Annotated in this window: 16 protein-coding genes and 1 other RNA gene; 7 read left to right on the top strand and 10 right to left on the bottom strand. The window is 60.7% G+C overall.

The annotated features are described in order from the left end of the window. Positions 1-24: 24 nt before the first annotated feature. From ACPYOJ_RS08660 to ACPYOJ_RS08640, 5 genes are all read right to left on the bottom strand, one after another. A complete protein-coding gene (locus ACPYOJ_RS08660) occupies positions 25-1,404 on the bottom strand; it encodes a virulence factor family protein (protein ID WP_481415872.1) in 1,380 nt (459 codons plus the stop codon). Then, positions 1,401-4,004 (bottom strand): bifunctional lysylphosphatidylglycerol flippase/synthetase MprF, encoded by a 2,604-nt coding sequence (gene mprF / locus ACPYOJ_RS08655; protein ID WP_481415871.1) that lies wholly within the window; start codon positions 4,002-4,004, stop codon positions 1,401-1,403. Before mprF ends, ACPYOJ_RS08660 begins: the two co-directional genes overlap by 4 nt. A gap of 282 nt (positions 4,005-4,286) precedes the next feature. Further along, positions 4,287-6,407 (bottom strand): mechanosensitive ion channel family protein, encoded by a 2,121-nt coding sequence (locus ACPYOJ_RS08650; RefSeq protein WP_481415870.1) that lies wholly within the window; start codon positions 6,405-6,407, stop codon positions 4,287-4,289. Between the two features lie 106 nt (positions 6,408-6,513). Next, positions 6,514-7,533, bottom strand: a complete 1,020-nt coding sequence (gene gnd / locus ACPYOJ_RS08645) for a phosphogluconate dehydrogenase (NAD(+)-dependent, decarboxylating) (RefSeq protein ID WP_481415869.1) — start codon at positions 7,531-7,533, stop codon at positions 6,514-6,516. Between the two features lie 130 nt (positions 7,534-7,663). Next, the gene (locus ACPYOJ_RS08640) at positions 7,664-8,158 is read right to left on the bottom strand and encodes an SRPBCC domain-containing protein (protein ID WP_481415868.1); all 495 of its coding nucleotides are present in this window, start codon (positions 8,156-8,158) and stop codon (positions 7,664-7,666) included. A 56-nt stretch (positions 8,159-8,214) separates the two neighbouring features. Between ACPYOJ_RS08640 and ACPYOJ_RS08635 the strand changes: the two genes are divergently transcribed. After that, positions 8,215-8,541, top strand: a complete 327-nt coding sequence (locus ACPYOJ_RS08635) for an ArsR/SmtB family transcription factor (protein ID WP_481415867.1) — start codon at positions 8,215-8,217, stop codon at positions 8,539-8,541. Between the two features lie 37 nt (positions 8,542-8,578). On the opposite strand, the gene ACPYOJ_RS08630 is transcribed toward ACPYOJ_RS08635, so the two are convergent. Further along, positions 8,579-9,775, bottom strand: a complete 1,197-nt coding sequence (locus tag ACPYOJ_RS08630) for an MFS transporter (protein WP_481415866.1) — start codon at positions 9,773-9,775, stop codon at positions 8,579-8,581. Positions 9,776-10,050: 275 nt separating this feature from the next. Between ACPYOJ_RS08630 and ACPYOJ_RS08625 the strand changes: the two genes are divergently transcribed. Further along, positions 10,051-10,452: a hypothetical protein gene (locus tag ACPYOJ_RS08625; protein ID WP_168831645.1), complete on the top strand. Its 402-nt coding sequence runs from the start codon at positions 10,051-10,053 to the stop codon at positions 10,450-10,452. Between the two features lie 71 nt (positions 10,453-10,523). Here the strand turns inward: ACPYOJ_RS08625 and ACPYOJ_RS08620 are convergent, their stop codons facing one another. Then, positions 10,524-11,453: a LysR substrate-binding domain-containing protein gene (locus tag ACPYOJ_RS08620; protein ID WP_481415865.1), complete on the bottom strand. Its 930-nt coding sequence runs from the start codon at positions 11,451-11,453 to the stop codon at positions 10,524-10,526. Positions 11,454-11,464: 11 nt separating this feature from the next. Between ACPYOJ_RS08620 and ACPYOJ_RS08615 the strand changes: the two genes are divergently transcribed. Then, complete coding sequence (locus ACPYOJ_RS08615; RefSeq protein ID WP_481415864.1) at positions 11,465-11,707, top strand: hypothetical protein; 243 nt, start codon at positions 11,465-11,467, stop codon at positions 11,705-11,707. A 1-nt stretch (position 11,708) separates the two neighbouring features. On the opposite strand, the gene ssrS is transcribed toward ACPYOJ_RS08615, so the two are convergent. The 3 genes from ssrS to ACPYOJ_RS08600 all read right to left on the bottom strand — a co-directional run bounded on the left by ssrS (position 11,709) and on the right by ACPYOJ_RS08600 (position 12,598). Beyond that, positions 11,709-11,867, bottom strand: a non-coding RNA gene (gene ssrS / locus ACPYOJ_RS08610) — 6S RNA. A gap of 62 nt (positions 11,868-11,929) precedes the next feature. Then, positions 11,930-12,307, bottom strand: coding sequence for a cell division protein ZapA (locus tag ACPYOJ_RS08605; protein WP_168831549.1), 378 nt, complete (start codon positions 12,305-12,307; stop codon positions 11,930-11,932). 15 nt (positions 12,308-12,322) lie between these two features. Then, complete coding sequence (locus tag ACPYOJ_RS08600; protein WP_481415943.1) at positions 12,323-12,598, bottom strand: DUF4164 domain-containing protein; 276 nt, start codon at positions 12,596-12,598, stop codon at positions 12,323-12,325. A gap of 341 nt (positions 12,599-12,939) precedes the next feature. On the opposite strand from ACPYOJ_RS08600, the gene tkt reads away from it, so the two are divergent. The 4 genes from tkt to ACPYOJ_RS08580 form a co-directional block, all read left to right on the top strand. After that, positions 12,940-14,913, top strand: coding sequence for a transketolase (gene tkt / locus ACPYOJ_RS08595; RefSeq protein WP_481415863.1), 1,974 nt, complete (start codon positions 12,940-12,942; stop codon positions 14,911-14,913). Between the two features lie 60 nt (positions 14,914-14,973). After that, positions 14,974-15,984 carry a type I glyceraldehyde-3-phosphate dehydrogenase gene (gap, locus tag ACPYOJ_RS08590; RefSeq protein WP_481415862.1) on the top strand — a complete coding sequence of 337 codons (1,011 nt, stop codon included), beginning with the start codon at positions 14,974-14,976 and terminating at the stop codon, positions 15,982-15,984. Between the two features lie 139 nt (positions 15,985-16,123). Continuing rightward, a complete protein-coding gene (locus ACPYOJ_RS08585) occupies positions 16,124-16,621 on the top strand; it encodes an N-acetyltransferase family protein (RefSeq protein WP_481415861.1) in 498 nt (165 codons plus the stop codon). Positions 16,622-16,910: 289 nt separating this feature from the next. After that, positions 16,911-18,123: potassium/proton antiporter (locus ACPYOJ_RS08580; protein ID WP_481415860.1), on the top strand; the 1,213-nt coding region annotated here is incomplete at its 3' end.

The following is an 18,123-nucleotide window of genomic DNA, read 5'->3' as shown; positions in this document are numbered from 1 at the left end:
CTGGCGGTACATCATCTCCGCGGCCTAGTCGGCCAGGCGTGTCCTCAGAGCGTCGACGATCTTCTTCGTGAGCAGATCGTAGTCTTCATCGAAATGATGATCGCCCGGCAGCTCGACGACATCTGCCCCGGTATCCTTTAGCGCGGGGCAGGCAACTTCGTCTTCGTCTTCCTTGCCGTAGATGCACTGCACAAGCTTGGGGTCGATGCTCTTCAGATCGCTAACCGGATCGCCACCCGCGCCCTCGGTCTGCTGGCCGAGCCAACCCATGACCGAAATCACGTAATCCACCTGATGCGACAGCGACAGTAGCGAAATCTGCGAGATCAAGGCCTTGTCGGCTGCCTTCAGCCTGTTGTAGGTCGCCGGCACCACATCGGCACCAAAGGAATAGCCAATCAGGAGAACGTGCTTCACCTTCCATTGCTTGCGGTAGAATTCGATGATTCTCGTCAGGTCGTCGGCGGTCTCCTGGGGCTTGCGTTCCGACCAGAAATAGTGAAGCGCGTCGATGCCGACGACCGGAATGCCCTGTTTCTGTAGCGCCGCGCCGACTTCCTTGTCGATGTCGCGCCAGCCTCCGTCTCCGGAGTAAATGACTGCCATCGTGTCCATGGCAGGTTTGGCATCGAGCACGGCAAGGGGGAGACCAAGCGGATTGCCGGCGCTTCCGGACGCCGCGATCAGGTCGTCCAGCGTATCGGAGAGCGTCGTCTGTGCATCGTCATCCGCATCGCGGATATCGATCGCCGGATGCGCCTTCTTGAGCTCTTCGACATGCTCCCGTCCGTCCTTGGGCGCATCGGCCGTGAAGGCAGCAATGATCGGGTCCGGCAGACTTCCGTCGGTTAGGCCATAGATCATGCGGTCGCCGACCGTTTTCTTGCTGGCGGGCGTGCAGAGCTGCTGAGTCAGCGGAATCCCCGCGACCGGATCAACCGCCAGCGTTTGCCCGATCGTCGCATCCGGCGTCTGCGCGGCAATCGCCAGCGCCAATGCGCCGCCCTCACCGATGCCCGCGATGATCGGCAGATGATAGGCACTGTTGCCCGCTGCGCGCTGGATCTGCTGGCTTAGAGACTCGATGTCGGAAACAAGATAGATGCATCCGTCGTTCTCGCTGACATCATAGTTTCGAAGCGCCTCCATGTAGGACGGAAAGTCGACGCCGACGACCACAGCGCCCTCTTGCACCAGTGTGGCAGCCTCGGCCTTTTCCTTGTCTCCCCAGCCAGCGCCATCCGAAATCAGCATCACGACGCCTTTTACCTCGCCGTCCGGCAGGAAGACATGAGGCGAAGGAATAAGCCCGGTTTCGAAGCTCTGGTTGGTTTCCTCGGCGGCCACGGCCGGAGCCGCCAGCGCGAAAGTGCACGCGGCTGCGAGGAGATACTTTCTGATCATTTCCTGACGACTCCCTTTAATCCGCCACCAATCAGAAAGGTCGCGTCCATCAACGCGATCATCGGATTGCCCCCTCCGGATACCGCCAGATAGCGCGGCTGCCAGTGCGGATGAAATTTTGCTTTGAACGCCCGAAGGCCTTTGAAATTGTAAAATCGCTCGCCGTGCTCGAAGACGGTGCTGCCGATGCGGTCCCAGACGGGTGCCGTCTCGCGTTTGGACATGCCGGAAAGCGGGGCCATGCCGAGATTGAAATGCGAGTAGCCCTCGCCGCGCAGATATTCCATGATCTGCACGAAGAGAAAGTCCATCGAGCCCTTCGGCGCATCCGGCGAAAAACGCATTAGGTCGATCGTGCCTTCCGACTTCGTCTCGGTGATAAGGATATTGGCGAAGGCAACGATTTTGCCATCCTTCTTCAACACACCAACCGGCTGGGCGCACACATAGTCAGGCTCGAACGCGCCGAGCGAGAAGCCTTTCTCCTTGGCGTGGTGATGTTCGAGCCAGGCGTTCGAGACCACCGAGAGTTGATCGATGACATCAGGCACCGCCTCGGGCTGAATGACATCGAACTCCAGCCCGTCGCGCTGCGCGCGCGCCGCCGTCTGCCGAAGATTGGCCCATTTGCCGCCCTTCATTTCGAAACGGGTCAGATCTGCTACTGCCAATTCGCCGAGCTTGAACGCGCGCAGCCCCGCATCGGCGCAGTGAGACAGGATTGCCGGAGAGATCTGATAGAATACGGCCCTGCAGCCGGCAGCGCCCGCGGCCTCGACGAAGCGCCAGATAAGGTCCGGTGCCGCTTGCCTTTCGCCGACGGGATCGAAGAGCGCGATCCAGGAGCGACCCTGCCGGCCATACATGATGAAGGCATCGCCTTGCTCGGAAAACATGATGCTCTTATCGCTCATCCGTACGAGATTGGCGTCGGCCGAATTTTGCCTCCGGACGATGTCAACGGCGCGCCGCAGTGCCTCTTCCGTCGCCGGCTCCGGCTTGAAGGCCGCCGGGCGAAGGAGGCTGGAGATCGCTATTGCCGTCGAAATGATCGTCAGCCCGAGAACCGCACGCAGGCCGCGAGGCGCCTCGTCGGCGAATTCGAACTGCCACCAGAGCTCGTTGCTGTATTCGACATCGCGATAGACGAAGAGCAGGATGACGACCGCGCCGACGCAGATCACGCCGATCGCCGTCAGCCAGGATGCCGTCAGCGTCTGATTCAGCAACGAGGCATGGCGGGTAAAGAGCCGCCGGCTGACAAACAGGCTGAAGACGAGAAAGGCAAGGAACATCGCCTCGACGAGCGCGATAGCCTTCAGCAGCGAAAGCAGTAGCGCTACGGCGGCCGAAACCACCGCCACCAGCCAGGCGCCATCCAGTCGCTGGCTGAGACCACGAGCAGCGACGACCAGTGCCAGGCCCATAAGGCTGGAAAGAAAATGGGCGCCTTCAACGATCGGCAGCGGCAAAACGTCGGCCAGGAAGGCCAGGTTCTCGTCAGGGGTCGGCGTGACGCTTGAAAAGATCAGCATTATGCCGAGCAGGAGGGTCAGGGCCGAGAGAAGCTGCGGCGTCAGCCGTCCTCCGACGCGCCTGATGCTGGAGGCAGCCGGATGATGGACGACGCGGCGAAGCTCCGTCATTGAGACGGCAAGCACTGCGATCAGAAGCGGCAGCACATTGTAGATCAGCCGGTAGAGAACCAGCGAACCGAGCACCGCATCGATATTCACCGCGCGGCCGAGCGAAGCGATAATTATGGTCTCGAAAACTCCGAAACCGCCCGGAACATGGCTTAGCACCCCGAGCCCGAGGGCAATTGCATAAACCGCGAGAAACACCGGCCAGCTAACCGCCGTCTGCGGCAGCAGCACGTAAAGAACCGTTGCCGAAACACCGATATCGAAGGCCGTGACAAGGAACTGCCTTGACCACGTGCGCGAGTCGGGCAGGTGGATCGCGAACGGACCAACGTTGAATGCACGCCCGCCACGTCCAAGGAACACGACAAGGCCGAGAACAGCGATGATGGCGCCCGCGACCAACCGCAGCAGCAGCGCACTTGTGCCGATCAGAGGAGCAATCTGGCCGGCGATGATCATCAGCGCGATCGCTGAAACACCGGCAAGGCCAAGCCCGAAAGACAGCGTCACGAAGGCAATGACGCGGCCGATATCGTCAGGCGTCAATCCAAGGCGCGAATAGGCACGGTAACGGATCGCACCAGCGCTAAGCGCTCCGAAGCCCGCCGTATTGCCAACGGCGTAAGCGCTGAATGCCGTCAGCGCCACGTGCGGAAAGGGCAGCCTCTTGCCGATATACTCCAGAGCGTTGAGGTCGTAGAAGACGAGCGACAGAAAGCTCAGTCCGGTGAACAGAAGCGAAAGCAGGATGGCGCTGACCGGTGTGTTGGCAAGCGCGTTCACAACGTCGTCATAGCGCACTTCGTTGGTGAGCTGGACGATCGCATATGCGACCATGCAGAAGACCAGCAGCGTGGCGATCGCCACCAAATGGTTTCGATAACGCCGCAAGAGCCCCCGCGCGCCCCGGCTTTCCTCGACTTCCATCTCTTCCAAGCTGCCGTGACTCGCCATCTCTGCCCTACCGCACCTCCGGGTGTTTCGCTCCCGAAGATGTAAAACACGCGGCTGAAAGCTCTATGAACTATGCCTGAGAACCCCGTGACCGCCGTGCGCCTGATTCCACTTCAATTGGGGCGAAATTAGCACCGTCAGGCTTACCTGGATCTTGCATTTTCGTAAGGCTTGGCGACCGGTTTCGAAAAGCAGATGGGGTCGCCGGAATAGGTGCCCCCCACGGCCGTTTAGGCGCGTGGCGGAATGTCTTGGCAAGGCTTCGGCGAACTTCTGCTCGCCTCAGACCGCCGGCTCGCTGGCCGGATCCGATTTTTGTGCGAAATGCCGTGCGGCTACCGCATGCGTCTCAGCTTCGCGGCCCTCGCCAGCAACCTGCACGGTCGGCACGGCGAACTCGATGCCGTTTTCCTTGAAGGCAGTTCGGATCATGGCAAGCGCATTGCGCCGGATGACGAATTGCTCACCGGGCTTGGTCATCATCGCCAGGCGAATGACAATGGCGAAATCGCCAAACTGCTCGACGCCCTTCATCTTCAAGGTTTCGATGATGTGCGGCCCGAATTCTGGATTGTCGAGAAGCTGCTGGCCGATCTGCTTGATCACCTTTTTCACCTTCACGAGATCGGTGTCATAGGTGACATTCAGTGTGATTTTATCGATGGTCCAGTCGCGGTTGAGGTTCTTGACTGCTCCGAGTTCGCCAAACGGCACCGTCGTCAGTGGGCCACGGTGATGGCGGAGTTTCACGGAGCGCAGGCTGAAAGCCTCGACGACCCCCTTGTGGCTGCCGCTCTCGATATATTCCCCCACCCGGAAGGCATCGTCCCACAGATAGAACATGCCGCTGATGACGTCCTTGACGATTGTCTGCGCGCCGAAGCCAACCGCAACGCCGACCACGCCGGCGCCGGCGATCAAGGGACCGATCTGCACCCCCAGCCCTGAGAGCACCATCAGAACTGCGATGACGGCGATCACGACCGCAAGGATGTTGCGGAAAATCGGCAACAGCGTCCGCAGACGCGCACGCTTGGCCTTTTCCTCGTCGGTGGCGCCTTCATCGACGCGTGCTTCCTCAAGCCTGCCGTTGATGTAGGCTCGCGCCAGGTGCCATAGCAGATCGGCAACGAGAAGAATGACAATACCGCCGAGTGCCCCTCGGGTAAGGCGATCGGCCATCGTCTCGCCCATGGCCATCCGGTTGGCCGCGAGCCCGAGCGCACGCCCGAGCCAAAGGGCCGCGGCTGCTATGATGATGGCGCGGACGCCGCGATCCAACAGCGCCGTTGCGAACGGGCGGTGCGCCAGGAACCCCGCTTCCGCCTGGTGGAGCGACCGGACAGCGAGCGTGGCGACAGCCAGCACGCGCGGCAGCAGCACGGCATAGATGCCGATCCAGAGCAAAAGATTGAAACCAGTGACCCAGAGAATCCAGAGCAGAGCGAAATAGAGCGTCAGCCCCCAAGAAACCGCCACGCTACGCGGCCGATCCTCCGACGGACGCGACCAGACCGCTTCGGCGGCAATCAGGAACAGACCGATGCCGAGAGCGTAGCCGACGAGATAGCGCGCTCCGGTGGAAAAGCCGAGCGGAGCCAGCAGCTGGATCGCAGCCCATCCGAAAGCGAAGTAGATGACGAAGATGGCGCAGCGGCGAAACCAGAACGAGGCTTGCACCCGCGAGACGTTGCTGCCGCTGTCGGCGCGCGGAAGCGTGACGAGCGTGACCAGCAGATGTCCAAGCGCGATGGTGAAGCGCGCGACGATGAGTGCGATCGCAATGGCAATCACCATCGACCGGGTGACCGGCGGCCAATCGAACGCCAGTAACGGCACAAGCGTCGCAACGGCAAAGACAATTGCCGGCATCATACGATGAAGGAGGTTCGCTGCGGCGTGGTGAACAACCGTCGGGACCTCGCCGTCGCGGCGGATCCGCGGTCGCGGCGCGATGAGACGGAACAGCATTTCAGCCACCGCTCCCGCCAGCAAAAGAACAAGTACTTCCGTCGTCACCAACGCCCAACCAGCCGGTGCAATTTCCTGTTCTACGATCGCCGAAGCGGATGTCACCTCCTCAGGCAAATCCATGGCGGCGCCGGACACCATGTTCACATGCCGACGCGCCTGATTAACAAGATCCGAGAGCACCGACATCTCTTCGGCTTCAGCTGAGAGGGCTGGCGGCGCGGCAGTCGTCTGCCTCGCCATCCATTCCTTCACCTGCGGCGTCTGCATGAGCTTGAGTAGCTGCTGCACCTCGACCGGCGGCTGGATTGCAGGTGCCTGAGGCGTTGTCGGGGCTGCGGTCTGCGCACTGGCGGCGCCGGCAGCAGCGATAACGACAAGCAGTGGAATCAAAAAACGCAGCACCCCATACGCACCAATTCTCTTACCCATCGCCTTGCCCCCCGATGTTGGTACCTCGACCATACATCGTGCCGTATGAAAGAAAAACCCGCGCAGCGGGTGCTACGCGGGCTCCAGATCGGTCCTGCGGGATATCTTATCCTTTAGGCTTTTCCACGTGGCCACCGAAACCGGCACGCATGGCAGAAAGCACCTTGTTGGCGAACTCGTCATTGTCGCGCGAGGAGAACCGGCCATAAAGCGCGGCACTCAGCACCGGCGTCGGGACGCTTTCGTCGATTGCCGCCATGATCGTCCAACGTCCTTCGCCGGAATCCGAAACGCGGCCGGCATATTTCGACAGCGCTGGATCGGCATGCAGCGCATCGGAGGTCAGATCAAGCAGCCACGAGGTGATGACACTGCCCCGCCGCCACACTTCAGCAACATCCTGGAGGTTGAAGTCGTAACGATAATGCTCCGGATGGGAGAGCGGTGCCGTTTCTGCATCCGCCTCATGGGTTGCTGCGCCGATATTCGCATGTTTCAGGATGTTCAGCCCCTCGGCATAAGCGGCCATCAGACCATATTCGATGCCGTTGTGAACCATCTTGACGAAGTGACCGGCTCCGTGCGGGCCGCAATGCAGATATCCCTGCTCCGCCGTGCTGCTCGGGTGAGGCTCGCGGTTTGCTGACGGGGGTATGCTGCCGGCGCCAGGCGCCAAGGACGCGAAGATGGGCGAGAGGCTCTGCACGATGCCCTTTTCGCCGCCGATCATCAGGCAATAGCCGCGCTCCAAACCGAAGACGCCGCCGCTGGTGCCGACGTCGACATAGTGGATGCCCTTGGTGATCAGCTCGGCGCCACGGCGAATGTCGTCATGGTAATAGGAATTGCCGCCGTCGATGATGATGTCATCATCGTGCAACAGCGGAACGAGCTGAGCGATCACCTTGTCTGTAATCGCCGCCGGCAGCATGAGCCACACTGCCCGGGGGCGCGACAGCTTCGATATGAACTCCTCCAGCGAGGCGCTGCCGACTGCACCTTTTTCGACAAGATCGGCCACACTTTCCGGCTTCGCGTCGTAGACGACGCATTCATGGCCATCCCGCATCAAGCGTTGGACCATATAATTGCCCATACGGCCCAAACCCACCATGCCAAGCTGCATCTCGAATCTCCTAATCGATATGATCGGGGAAACTAGCACTCGCGATCCAGCAGGCAAGCAAAGTCTCTGTCACATTAAAGCGAAGGCGGCTCCCACCGGTCGGCCGCGCGGACGAGATGGAGCCGCTCGGTCATTTAAGCGCCTCGTAATCCGGGGCCTCGGCCGGCTCACCGCGCATCTCGCTCAGGAACATGCCGTCACGCAGGTTGATGCCATATTCGACAAAGGCCTTCATGCAGCAGAGCATATTGGTCCAGCCCTCGCAGTTGAGATAGGTGCCGCGCCGGCCGTCCTCATCCTCATGCCAGCCATTCTCGGAGATCGTCACCATCGTCCCACCATCGTCCAGTGCTTCGAACTTCATCTCGACGATCGTCTTGTACCGGGCGTTGTTCGCATCGGTCCCTCCATCCCAGCGGAGGACGATCAGTTTGTCCGGAACGAGATCGACGACTTCAACCGGAGCATCCTTCCACCATGTCACCGTCGTGCCTTTGACAAGCGGCGCGCTCGCTCCGCCGACGGTCGTGAAATAACTCGAAAGCTTCTTCGGATTGACCACCGCATCGAAGACTTCTGCAGCCGGGCGACCGATCCGGCCGCCGACGCGAATACCGAGGGACATGGCCCTTCCTCCTCTTTTCCATTGAGCCTGCACGCATTATGTTATAAAAACATAACATGTCAAGCGAATCAGACGACGACCCCGTTTTCAAGGCTCTGGCGCACCGTCGCCGCCGCGAGATTCTGGATCTGTTGAAGCAAGGCCCGCGCACGACCGGCATGCTCTGCGAGACCTTCGCGGACATGGACCGCTGCACGGTGATGCAGCATCTCAAAGTATTGGAGGAAGCCGATCTCGTGATGGCGAAGAAGGAAGGCCGCGAACGCTGGAACCACCTCAACAGCCTGCCGATCAAGCACATCTACGACCGCTGGATCAGCGCCTATGCCGGGCATGCTCTATCCGTCATTGACCGGCTGAAGAGTGACCTCGAAGGCCAATGAGAAACGGGCGCCGAAGCGCCCGTTCATGCTGAAAAGATCAAGCCGCGGCCTTCCGCAGCGATTCGACCCCCGAAATCGGACGGCGGTCGAGTGCCGCGCTTCGCAAGGTCAGAAGCAGCGCGACCGCGACGAGAATCGCGCCGACCCAGGGGGTGGCGGCGAGCCCAAGCGAGGATTCCACCACCAATCCGCCGATCCAGGCACCTATGGCGATGCCGAGGTTGAACGCGGCGATATTGAGCGCCGAGGCGACATCGACGGCGGCCGGGCGGACCTGCCGCGCCAGCTGCACGACATAGAGCTGCAGCCCGGGCACGTTGGCGAAAGACAGGAAGCCGAGCGCCGCAAGTGTCGGGATCGTCAGCCAGGGCGAAGCCGCCGTGAAGCTGAAAAGCACCAGCACGATCGTCTGCGCGACAAAGAGCCAGGTCAGCGCCTTCACGGGATCGCGGTTGGCGATACGTCCGCCAACGACATTGCCGGCTGCAATGGCAAGACCATAGAGGACAAGGATCAGGCTGACGGCGGAGGCGGAAAACCCGGTAACCTCCTGCAGGATCGATGCGAGAAAGGTAAAGGCAACGAAAGTGCCGCCGTAGCCGAAAGCGGTCATTGCAAAGACAATCAGCAGCCGACCGCTGCCGAGAACGCCGACCTGCTGCTTGAGTGTCGCGGGTTCAGCCTTGGTGAGGTTCGACGGCAGCAGCAGGGCAATTGCAGCAAAGGCGATCACGCCGAGCACGGCCACGGCAGCAAACGTCGACCGCCATCCGAAGGTCTGGCCGATGAAAGTGCCGAGCGGAACGCCGGTGACGATCGCGACGGTCAATCCCATGAACATCATGGCAATCGCAGAGGCGCGGCGGTTTTCCGGCACGAGATCGGCGGCGATCGTCGAGCCGACGGAGAAGAATACGCCATGCGCGAAGGCTGAGAGCACGCGTGCGACGAGCAGCGGCGCATAAGCCGGGCTAAGTGCCGCCATGGCATTTCCGGCAACGAAAAGCGCCATCAGCCCGAGCAGCAGCGGCTTGCGTTCGATCCGTCCGGTCAATGCCGTCAGGATCGGCGCGCCGAAGGTGACGCCGAGCGCATAGACGCTGACAATGAGACCGGCGAGCGGCAGGGTGATATGGAGGTCGCTGGCGACTGTCGGCAGCAGACCGACGATGACGAATTCCGTGGTTCCGATCGCATAGGCCGCGATCGTCAGAGCAAAAAGAGCAAGTGGCATGAATTGACCCGATCGATGACGCACCCAGGACTTGGGCGCCTGGTTCTTGTTCGGGTCCGAATGTGGGTGAGCGGCTTTCCTGAATTAATCCCTCGCAAAGCGCAACACTTGTGAATTGAATTCATCAAATTCCGTCATGAGCGGCCGAGCTCGACGCCGGAAGTTTGTAAGAATCGGAAATAGTTTGTTACTAAACCTTTATAAAAGCTGATGTTTTTCGACTTGCCGCGCACCGAGACATGCAGGATATTGCTTCCAACCTTGAGGAAGCCGTCATGATCAGAATGATTCAAGATCCCGCTGAACTGGCCGGTGAAGACATTACTGGCAAATATATCCTGCGGAAGCTGAACTATCACTGGTTCGCTTACGGCAAGGCGGCCATTGTAACGGCCTGCAAAGGAACAATCCTGTCCCTCGACCGCGAGGAAACGGTCTACTCGGAACGTTGGGGCCGCCGTGCCTATAGCGGTACGGGCAAGCGCTATCCTGGCGGCGTCTGTCCTATATCGGCGGTCGCGTGCGTCTGCGATACGCCGGACGATGTGAATGCGGTCATCCAGCTGGATGTCGAAGCGCAGGACGAATTTTATCAGCTGATCGCCAAGGCAGAAGCCCGGGTGCAGGCCCTCGCCTCTTCCTCACAGAACAGGTTGTTTCTGGCAGCAGCCGAATAAGGCTAAAGCTGGACCACCGCGTCCACTGAGGCCGGCGACGATCGGCGCTTCCCGGCGTGCTGCATCACGAGCTACCGGCGAAATTGCTCCTGTCCGGTCTCGCCGACGAGCCACTTCCTGAAAAGCGCTACCGAAGATTTCTCCAAGGCGCCGGCCGGATAGAGCAAGGCATAATTCAGTGCAGCCGGCTGCTGTTCGACAAAGCAACGTACGAGCTTGCCTGAATCGAGGTCTGCGCCCACGAGCGAGCTGCGGACAAGCGCAAAGCCCTCTCCCCTGCCGCAGGCTTCCAGCATCTCCTCGAAAGCATCGAAGACCTGCGCATCGCGAACCGCCTCCACGATGTCAAAACCGGCAAGCTCCTCGGCTTTGGGATCGACGCCAATCTGTTCGTACCATCGCTGCCAGTCGAGCACCGTGTGACGCATGCCGCGATAGAGAAGCAACGGCGCTGCGCGAATGGCGCCTCGGCTCGGAAGCCTGCGAGACAGCTCGGGTGCGCAGACCACGAATTCATCGTCGAGCAACAGCGGTTCGGTGACGAGGTCGGGACCGCCGCGTCCAAGCCAGATTGCCAAATCGACGCTTGCGAAATCCGGTCGCTGATAAGCGACGGCCGTCCGGACCTCGATTTTGGGATAGCGGCGGCAGAATGCTTCCAGCCGCGGCGCAAGCCATTGGCTCGAAAACTCCGGTGTCGTAGCGATGACAAGCGAAGGACTGGCGCTGGCCGCTCGTCCGTGATGCAGGACCGTTTCGAGCGCTGTCAACGCAGCAGAAATTTCCGGCTGAAGCTTGAGCCCAAGCGGCGAAAGCCGCGCTCCGTGCCGCCCGCGCTCGAAAAGTCGGCCACCCATCCAGCCTTCCAGCTGGGCGATCTGATGGCTGATGGCGGTCTGCGTCAGCCCAAGCCGCTCCGCCGCGCGGCCAAAGCCGCCCGTCTCGGCAATGGCGCAGAAGGCCTGCAGTGTCGAAAGCGGCGGCAACGGGCGGTCTGACATGAAAATCTCTCATGAATATTGCCAGCGAGTTTCATTATACGCCAGACCGGTTCGCACTTAAATTGGCGTTATGGAGAAAGACCATGACGCTTACGATGAAAATCCTGAATGTATTAGTGCGGTTTCAGAGCGCCCTTACCGATGCCGGGTTACGTGAACCCGCGGCACGCCCACAGGCTGCGGCCGCGCTGAGCAGCCATATCAAAAAAGATATCGGGATAGACGAGGGGCGGACATCGTCCGCTGAAAAATGATGCGCGATCCACGCAACCGATGGAAGCGTTCGATCCTGGGCGCCTACGAAAGTAGGTGGGCGCCGTATGTCCAGACCCACGAGCCCGGACAGGGACAGCTCCCATAGGATCGGGTAAGGCCCCGAGGATTCATTGTTCCTGTCGAGAGGCGCAGACCGCGAAGACGAATATAGGGGTATTAGGGCGTCCGCACCAGTGGGTGCGGCAGCCATCCAGGCAATTTTAATTCAGCTCCGCCGGCGCGCGGCCGTTGAGTTTGTCGGTGATGCCGCGAATGCGGTTCGTCACCTCGCCAATCGCTTCAGCAAGGCTTTCTTCCGTCCGCGCGGTGGCAGCGAGAACCGTGTCGCGATGGCCGCGCAGCGTTGCGAGTTCGGCTTCCAGCCCGGCCAAACGGCGGCTCAGCTCGGAGATCTCGTCCATCACCATGATCCCCGCCATGACGGTGATCCGCAAATCTCCGATTTCGCCAAACTGCCCCTTAAGATGGCCGACATAGCGGTCGAAGCGGTCGGCGAGGTCGGTCAGGTGTTCTTCCTGCCCCTCCTCACAGGCCATTCGGTAGGCTTTTCCATCAATCGTTACCGTTACCTGCGCCATAGCAGTGTCTTTCCATTAGCGGTCCAGGACCGCGCGGATCGTTTCCATCGCCGTTACCAACCTTCGCGAAACTTCGCGATTGACCTCTTCCAGCCGGTTGGCACGGAATTCGGCCTGGTCCAACTCCTGCGCGAGCTTGGAGCGGTCGGCATGAACGCGCCGAACCTCACTTTCGATATCGCCCTGCTCGCGCTGGCGCTCAATGCGCATGTCCACGGCGTTTTCCAGCCCGGAAATAGCTTGCTTCAGCTCGTTGAGCGCCGCTTCCATGGTTTTACCTGTGGGAGTCATGTCGCTGTCCGTTCCTTCGCGCGAGACCTCTCGAATCGGCATCCAATGCAGGTCCAGTGATTTCAAAAGGATATGCAGCTAGCTGACGGCACGTCAATAAAAGCCGTGTCACGGCATGGGCCCTATCTTGTGGATGACTGGAATGTTCATACCACGCAGGCGAGGACTCGTCTTTTGTACAACCACTCGGTCAAAAGTCAAAAATCGCCGTAACGTGACCCCGACATGGCCCGCCGTTTATTGACTTGGCCGTTCCAACTGCTATGTCTCACCGCGCTTTCATCGATGGTCTTCAGAAGGCTCAAGGCCATCTCCTGACACCGGAACCCCGTGGAAAAGCCATGACCTCTCCCGAACAACATGATCGCATGGCCAATGCGATCCGTTTCCTCTCCATGGACGCCGTCGAAAAGGCAAATTCGGGCCACCCGGGCCTGCCCATGGGTATGGCGGATGTCGCCACCGTTCTCTTCACCAAGTATCTGCGCTTCGACCCAAAGAAGCCGCACTGGCCGAACCGCGACCGTTTCGTGCTGTCAGCCGGCCACGGCTCGATGCTCCTCTATTCGGTACTTTACCTCACCGGATACCCCGACATGACGATCGAGGAGATCAAGCGGTTCCGCCAGCTCGGCTCCAAGACCGCCGGCCACCCGGAATACGGCCACGCCACGGGCATCGAAACGACGACCGGGCCGCTCGGCCAGGGTATTGCCAACTCTGTCGGCATGGCGATTGCAGAGCGGAAGCTGCGCGAGGAATTCGGCGCCGATCTGCTCGATCATTATACCTATGTCATCTCGGGAGACGGCTGCCTCATGGAAGGCGTCAGCCAGGAAGCGATCGCGCTTGCGGGCCATCTGAAGCTCAACAAGCTCATCGTCTTCTGGGATAACAACTCGATCACCATCGACGGCGCCGTCTCTCTGTCTGACTCGACCGACCAGGTTGCCCGCTTCAAGGCGGCTCACTGGCACACGATCGAACTGGACGGCCACGACCAAGCCGCCATCGGCGCGGCGATCGAAGCGGCGCAGAAGTCCGATCGCCCGACGCTGATCGCCTGCAAGACCATCATCGGCTTCGGCGCACCGAACAAGCAGGGCACCCACAAGGTGCACGGCAACCCGCTCGGTGCCGACGAAATCGCCGCGACCCGCGAGGCGCTGAACTGGCACGCCGAAGCCTTCGTCGTCCCGGAGGACATTCTGGATACCTGGCGCAAGGCCGGCACGCGCTCGGCTGATGCCGTCAAGGCCTGGGAAGGCCGTCTTGCCGCCTCCGACAAGAAGGCCGAGTTCACCCGCCGCTTCGCCGGCGAACTGCCGCAAGGTTTCGACGCTGCCATCAGCGAATACAAGAAGAAGCTCGCCGAAACGAAGCCGACGGTGGCAACCCGCAAGGCTTCGGAAGATGCACTCGAAGTCATCAACGGCTTCCTGCCTGAAACGCTCGGCGGCTCGGCCGACCTGACGCCGTCGAACAACACCAAGACCAGCCAGATGCATTCGATCACGCCGACGGACTTCGCCGGCCGCTACATGCATTACGGCATCCGCGAACACGGCATGGCAGCCGCGATGAACGGGATCTCGCTGCATGGCGGCCTGATCCCCTACGGCGGCGGCTTCCTCATCTTCTCGGACTATTGCCGCCCGCCGATCCGCCTGGCTGCGCTGATGGGCATCCGCGTCATCCACGTGCTGACGCATGACTCGATCGGTCTCGGCGAAGACGGCCCGACCCACCAGCCGGTCGAACAGCTTGCGGCATTGCGTGCTGTCCCGAACCTGATGATCTTCCGTCCGGCCGACGCGACGGAAACCGCCGAATGCTGGCAGATCGCCATCAAGACGAAGAACCGTCCGTCGGGCCTGGCGCTCACCCGCCAGAACCTCTCGGCTGTCCGCACGGAATACAGCGAGAAGAACCTCTCGGCACAGGGCGCCTACACGCTCGCCGGAGCCGACGACGCCAAGGTTACGATTTTCGCTACGGGCTCCGAAGTCGAGATCGCCGTAGCCGCACGCGCAGCGCTGGAAGGCAAGGGCGTTTCCACCCGCGTCGTCTCGGTCCCATGCACCGAGCTCTTCTTCGAGCAGCCGGAAGCCTATCGCAAGGCGGTCATCGGCAACTCGCCGGTAAAGATCGCCGTCGAAGCCGCTGTCCGCGAAGGCTGGGACGCCTTCATCGGCCCTGAAGGCACCTTTATCGGCATGAAGAGCTTCGGCGCTTCTGGCCCGTACAAGGAGCTCTACAAGCATTTCGGCATCACGGCGGAAGCCGTCGTCGCCGCAGCAGAAGCCAAGCTCTAAGGGGAGCGCTCCGGCGCTCTCCACTCCACCGCAAGCCTTATATTCACGGAGTAAATGCTAATGACTGTAAAGGTTGCCATCAACGGCTTCGGCCGCATCGGCCGTAACGTTCTCCGCGCCATCGTCGAATCCGGCCGCACGGATATCGAAGTGGTCGCCATCAACGACCTCGGCCCTGTCGAGACCAACGCGCATCTGCTGCGCTACGACTCAATCCACGGCCGTTTCCCGGCAACGGTGAAGGTCGAAGGCGACACGATCATCGTCGGCAACGGCAAGCCGATCAAGGTGACCGCGATCAAGGATCCGGCGACGCTTCCGCACAGGGAACTCGGCGTCGACATCGCGATGGAATGCACCGGCATCTTCACCGCACGCGATAAGGCTGCCGCTCACCTGACGGCCGGCGCCAAGCGCGTCATCGTTTCGGCTCCTGCCGACGGCGCCGACCTGACCGTCGTCTTTGGCGTCAACCATGACCAGCTCACCAAGGAGCACACGGTCATCTCCAACGCCTCCTGCACGACGAACTGCCTCGTGCCGGTCGTGAAGGTTCTCGACGACGCCGTCGGCATCGACCACGGCTTCATGACCACCATCCACTCCTACACCGGCGACCAGCCGACGCTCGACACGATGCACAAGGATCTCTATCGCGCCCGCGCTGCGGCTCTGTCGATGATCCCAACCTCGACGGGCGCCGCCAAGGCCGTTGGCCTCGTTCTGCCGCATCTGAAGGGCAAGCTCGACGGCACGTCGATCCGCGTTCCGACCCCGAACGTCTCGGTCGTCGACTTCAAGTTCGTTGCCAAGAGGGCGACGACCGTCGGCGAAATCAACGAAGCGATCAAGGCTGCCGCAAACGGCAAGCTCAAGGGTATCCTCGGCTACACCGACGAGCCGCTCGTTTCCCGCGACTTCAACCATGACAGCCACTCCTCGATCTTCGCAACCGATCAGACGAAGGTCATGGAAGGCAACTTCGTGCGCGTTCTGTCCTGGTACGACAACGAGTGGGGCTTCTCCAGCCGCATGTCCGACACGGCCGTTGCTTTCGCAAAGCTCATCTAAGAGCGTCGCGATACAGATCGTCGAAAGCGGCTCGGGCAACCGGGCCGCTTTTATTTTGAGCGATTGACTGCGCCACGCGTTCCGTTTCGAATAACACGAACTGCCCCCAGCTTACTCGGTAATAGGTGGATAGAAGACTATGGTGCATCTTGATATTCGACGTGCGAGCCCGGACGATGCAGAGGAACTCTGCGAGCTTCTCAATGAGATCATTGAAGCTGGCGGCACGACCGCCCTGGAAACCCCTCTTTCGATTGAGGAGCTGACCGACTGGTTCATTGCCGGCGAGTCCGCCTTGACCTGCCATGTCGCACAGGCGGGGGCGAGCATCGCCGGCTTTCAGTTCTTGAGCCTTTACGAAAATCTGCCTGAGGGATGGGCCGACATCGGAACCTTTTCCCGCAGGAGCCCGAAGATACGCGGCGTCGGCACTGCGCTCTTCGCCGCAACCCTTTCCGCCGCCGAGGAGCTCAATATCGAGTTCATCAACGCAACCATCCGTGCCGACAATACCGGCGGGCTGGCATACTATGAAAAGATGGGATTCCGTACCTATCGAACCCTCGAAAGCATACCGCTCCGAGATGGTACGCTCGTGGATAGAATCCAGAAGCGATATGCGGTGAAGAAAATTTAAGCCGCCTCTAAGAGCCTCAAACAAAAACTGCCTCGCTGGGTTCCCTGCCCTCCTCTCGCCTGATTTTCCTATAAATTCTTTATATAGATTCTTTCCCGTAGCATCCGCATCGGCCAGCCATCCGGCAAGCCGTTCAGCCGCATGGTACCGCAGGTGACCGAGGTTAAGCCGTTAGGCCTACCCTTCCGCCCTGTTTTGCCGTTTACTGATGCAGCGGAACAAGCGTGGAGGGATGGAATCGCTGCAAGGCGGGGCGCGCTGGCGGTGCGGGCGTTGAAAGGGGATTGACGTGGAAGCATTCTATATCGTCGTGCTGGTATCAACGGCGCTCGTGCTTCTTGCCGCCTTTTCGAGCTTGCTCGCCTTTCGCTTCGGTGCTCCGCTCCTTCTGCTGTTCCTGGCGATTGGCCTTGCCGCGGGCGTCGACGGGCTCGGCATCGAATTCAACAACAACTATCTCGCCTACACCCTCGGCTCGATTGCGCTTGCCGTCATTCTTTTCGATTCCGGTTGCGGCACGTCGATCCAGGCCTTCAAACTTTCTGCCGTCCCGTCGCTGGCGCTTGCCTCCGTCGGCGTGCTGCTAACCGCCAGCCTCTTTGCCGTGGCGGCAGTGTGGCTTCTTGGTTTCAGCTGGCTCGAAGGCTTGCTGCTCGGCTCGATCGTCGCCTCGACGGATGCGGCGGCCGTATTCTTCCTGCTGCGCATCGGCGGCATCAACATCCGTGACAAGGTGCGCTCGACACTGGAAGTCGAATCCGGCACCAACGATCCGATGGCAATCTTCCTTACCATTGCGCTGGTTGAACTGCTCGCCAGCGGCGAAGGCTATGCCGGCATGGATATCGGCATGCTCGCAATGTTCGTCGAGCAAATGGGCCTTGGCGTCATTCTCGGGCTGCTCGGCGGCATGATGATCACACAGGTGGTCGGCCGTCTGGACACCGACCGCGGCCTCACGCCGATCTTCGTGCTCGGTCTCGCCATGCTGGTCTTTTCCTTCACCGGCGCCGTCGGCGGCAGTGGCTTCCTGGCTGTCTATGTCGCGGGCATCTATGCCGGAAACCGCAAGCTGCCGGCGCTCGGCTCCGTCAAGCGCTTCCAGGACGGCCTGACCTGGCTGGCGCAGATCATCATGTTCCTCGTGCTTGGCCTGCTCGCCACGCCATCGCAGTTTCCGGCGATCGTCCTGCCTGCGGTTGCGCTTGCGCTCTTCCTGATTTTCGTCGCCCGCCCGCTCGCGGTCTGGCTTTCGCTGCTGCCCTTTGATTATACGCAGCAGGAGATCGGCTTCGTGGCTTGGGTCGGCCTCCGCGGTGCGGTCTCGATCCTGCTCGCCATCATGCCGATCCTTGGCGGGCTTCCGAACGGGCAAATCTACTTCAACACCGCCTTCATCATCGTGCTCGTCTCGCTATTGGTGCAGGGATGGACCATCAAGCCGGTGGCCAAGAAACTCGGCCTCATCGTTCCGCCACGCATGGGCGCGGTCGACAAGGTCG

Source organism: Rhizobium sp. SVR5-9E (assembly GCF_056755095.1).
This window is presented reverse-complemented; position numbering and strand designations above follow the sequence as displayed.

Coding starts and splice junctions, on each gene's coding strand:
- ACPYOJ_RS08605 (WP_168831549.1), bottom strand. CDS start 12,307: ATGGCGCAGGTAACGGTAACGATTGATGGAAAAGCCTACCGAATGGCC.
- ACPYOJ_RS08620 (WP_481415865.1), bottom strand. CDS start 11,453: ATGTCAGACCGCCCGTTGCCGCCGCTTTCGACACTGCAGGCCTTCTGC.
- gnd (WP_481415869.1), bottom strand. CDS start 7,533: ATGCAGCTTGGCATGGTGGGTTTGGGCCGTATGGGCAATTATATGGTC.
- ACPYOJ_RS08650 (WP_481415870.1), bottom strand. CDS start 6,407: ATGGGTAAGAGAATTGGTGCGTATGGGGTGCTGCGTTTTTTGATTCCA.
- ACPYOJ_RS08600 (WP_481415943.1), bottom strand. CDS start 12,598: ATGACTCCCACAGGTAAAACCATGGAAGCGGCGCTCAACGAGCTGAAG.
- mprF (WP_481415871.1), bottom strand. CDS start 4,004: ATGGCGAGTCACGGCAGCTTGGAAGAGATGGAAGTCGAGGAAAGCCGG.
- ACPYOJ_RS08625 (WP_168831645.1), top strand. CDS start 10,051: ATGATCAGAATGATTCAAGATCCCGCTGAACTGGCCGGTGAAGACATT.
- ACPYOJ_RS08615 (WP_481415864.1), top strand. CDS start 11,465: ATGAATATTGCCAGCGAGTTTCATTATACGCCAGACCGGTTCGCACTT.
- ACPYOJ_RS08640 (WP_481415868.1), bottom strand. CDS start 8,158: ATGTCCCTCGGTATTCGCGTCGGCGGCCGGATCGGTCGCCCGGCTGCA.
- gap (WP_481415862.1), top strand. CDS start 14,974: ATGACTGTAAAGGTTGCCATCAACGGCTTCGGCCGCATCGGCCGTAAC.
- tkt (WP_481415863.1), top strand. CDS start 12,940: ATGACCTCTCCCGAACAACATGATCGCATGGCCAATGCGATCCGTTTC.
- ACPYOJ_RS08630 (WP_481415866.1), bottom strand. CDS start 9,775: ATGCCACTTGCTCTTTTTGCTCTGACGATCGCGGCCTATGCGATCGGA.
- ACPYOJ_RS08660 (WP_481415872.1), bottom strand. CDS start 1,404: ATGATCAGAAAGTATCTCCTCGCAGCCGCGTGCACTTTCGCGCTGGCG.
- ACPYOJ_RS08635 (WP_481415867.1), top strand. CDS start 8,215: ATGTCAAGCGAATCAGACGACGACCCCGTTTTCAAGGCTCTGGCGCAC.
- ACPYOJ_RS08585 (WP_481415861.1), top strand. CDS start 16,124: ATGGTGCATCTTGATATTCGACGTGCGAGCCCGGACGATGCAGAGGAA.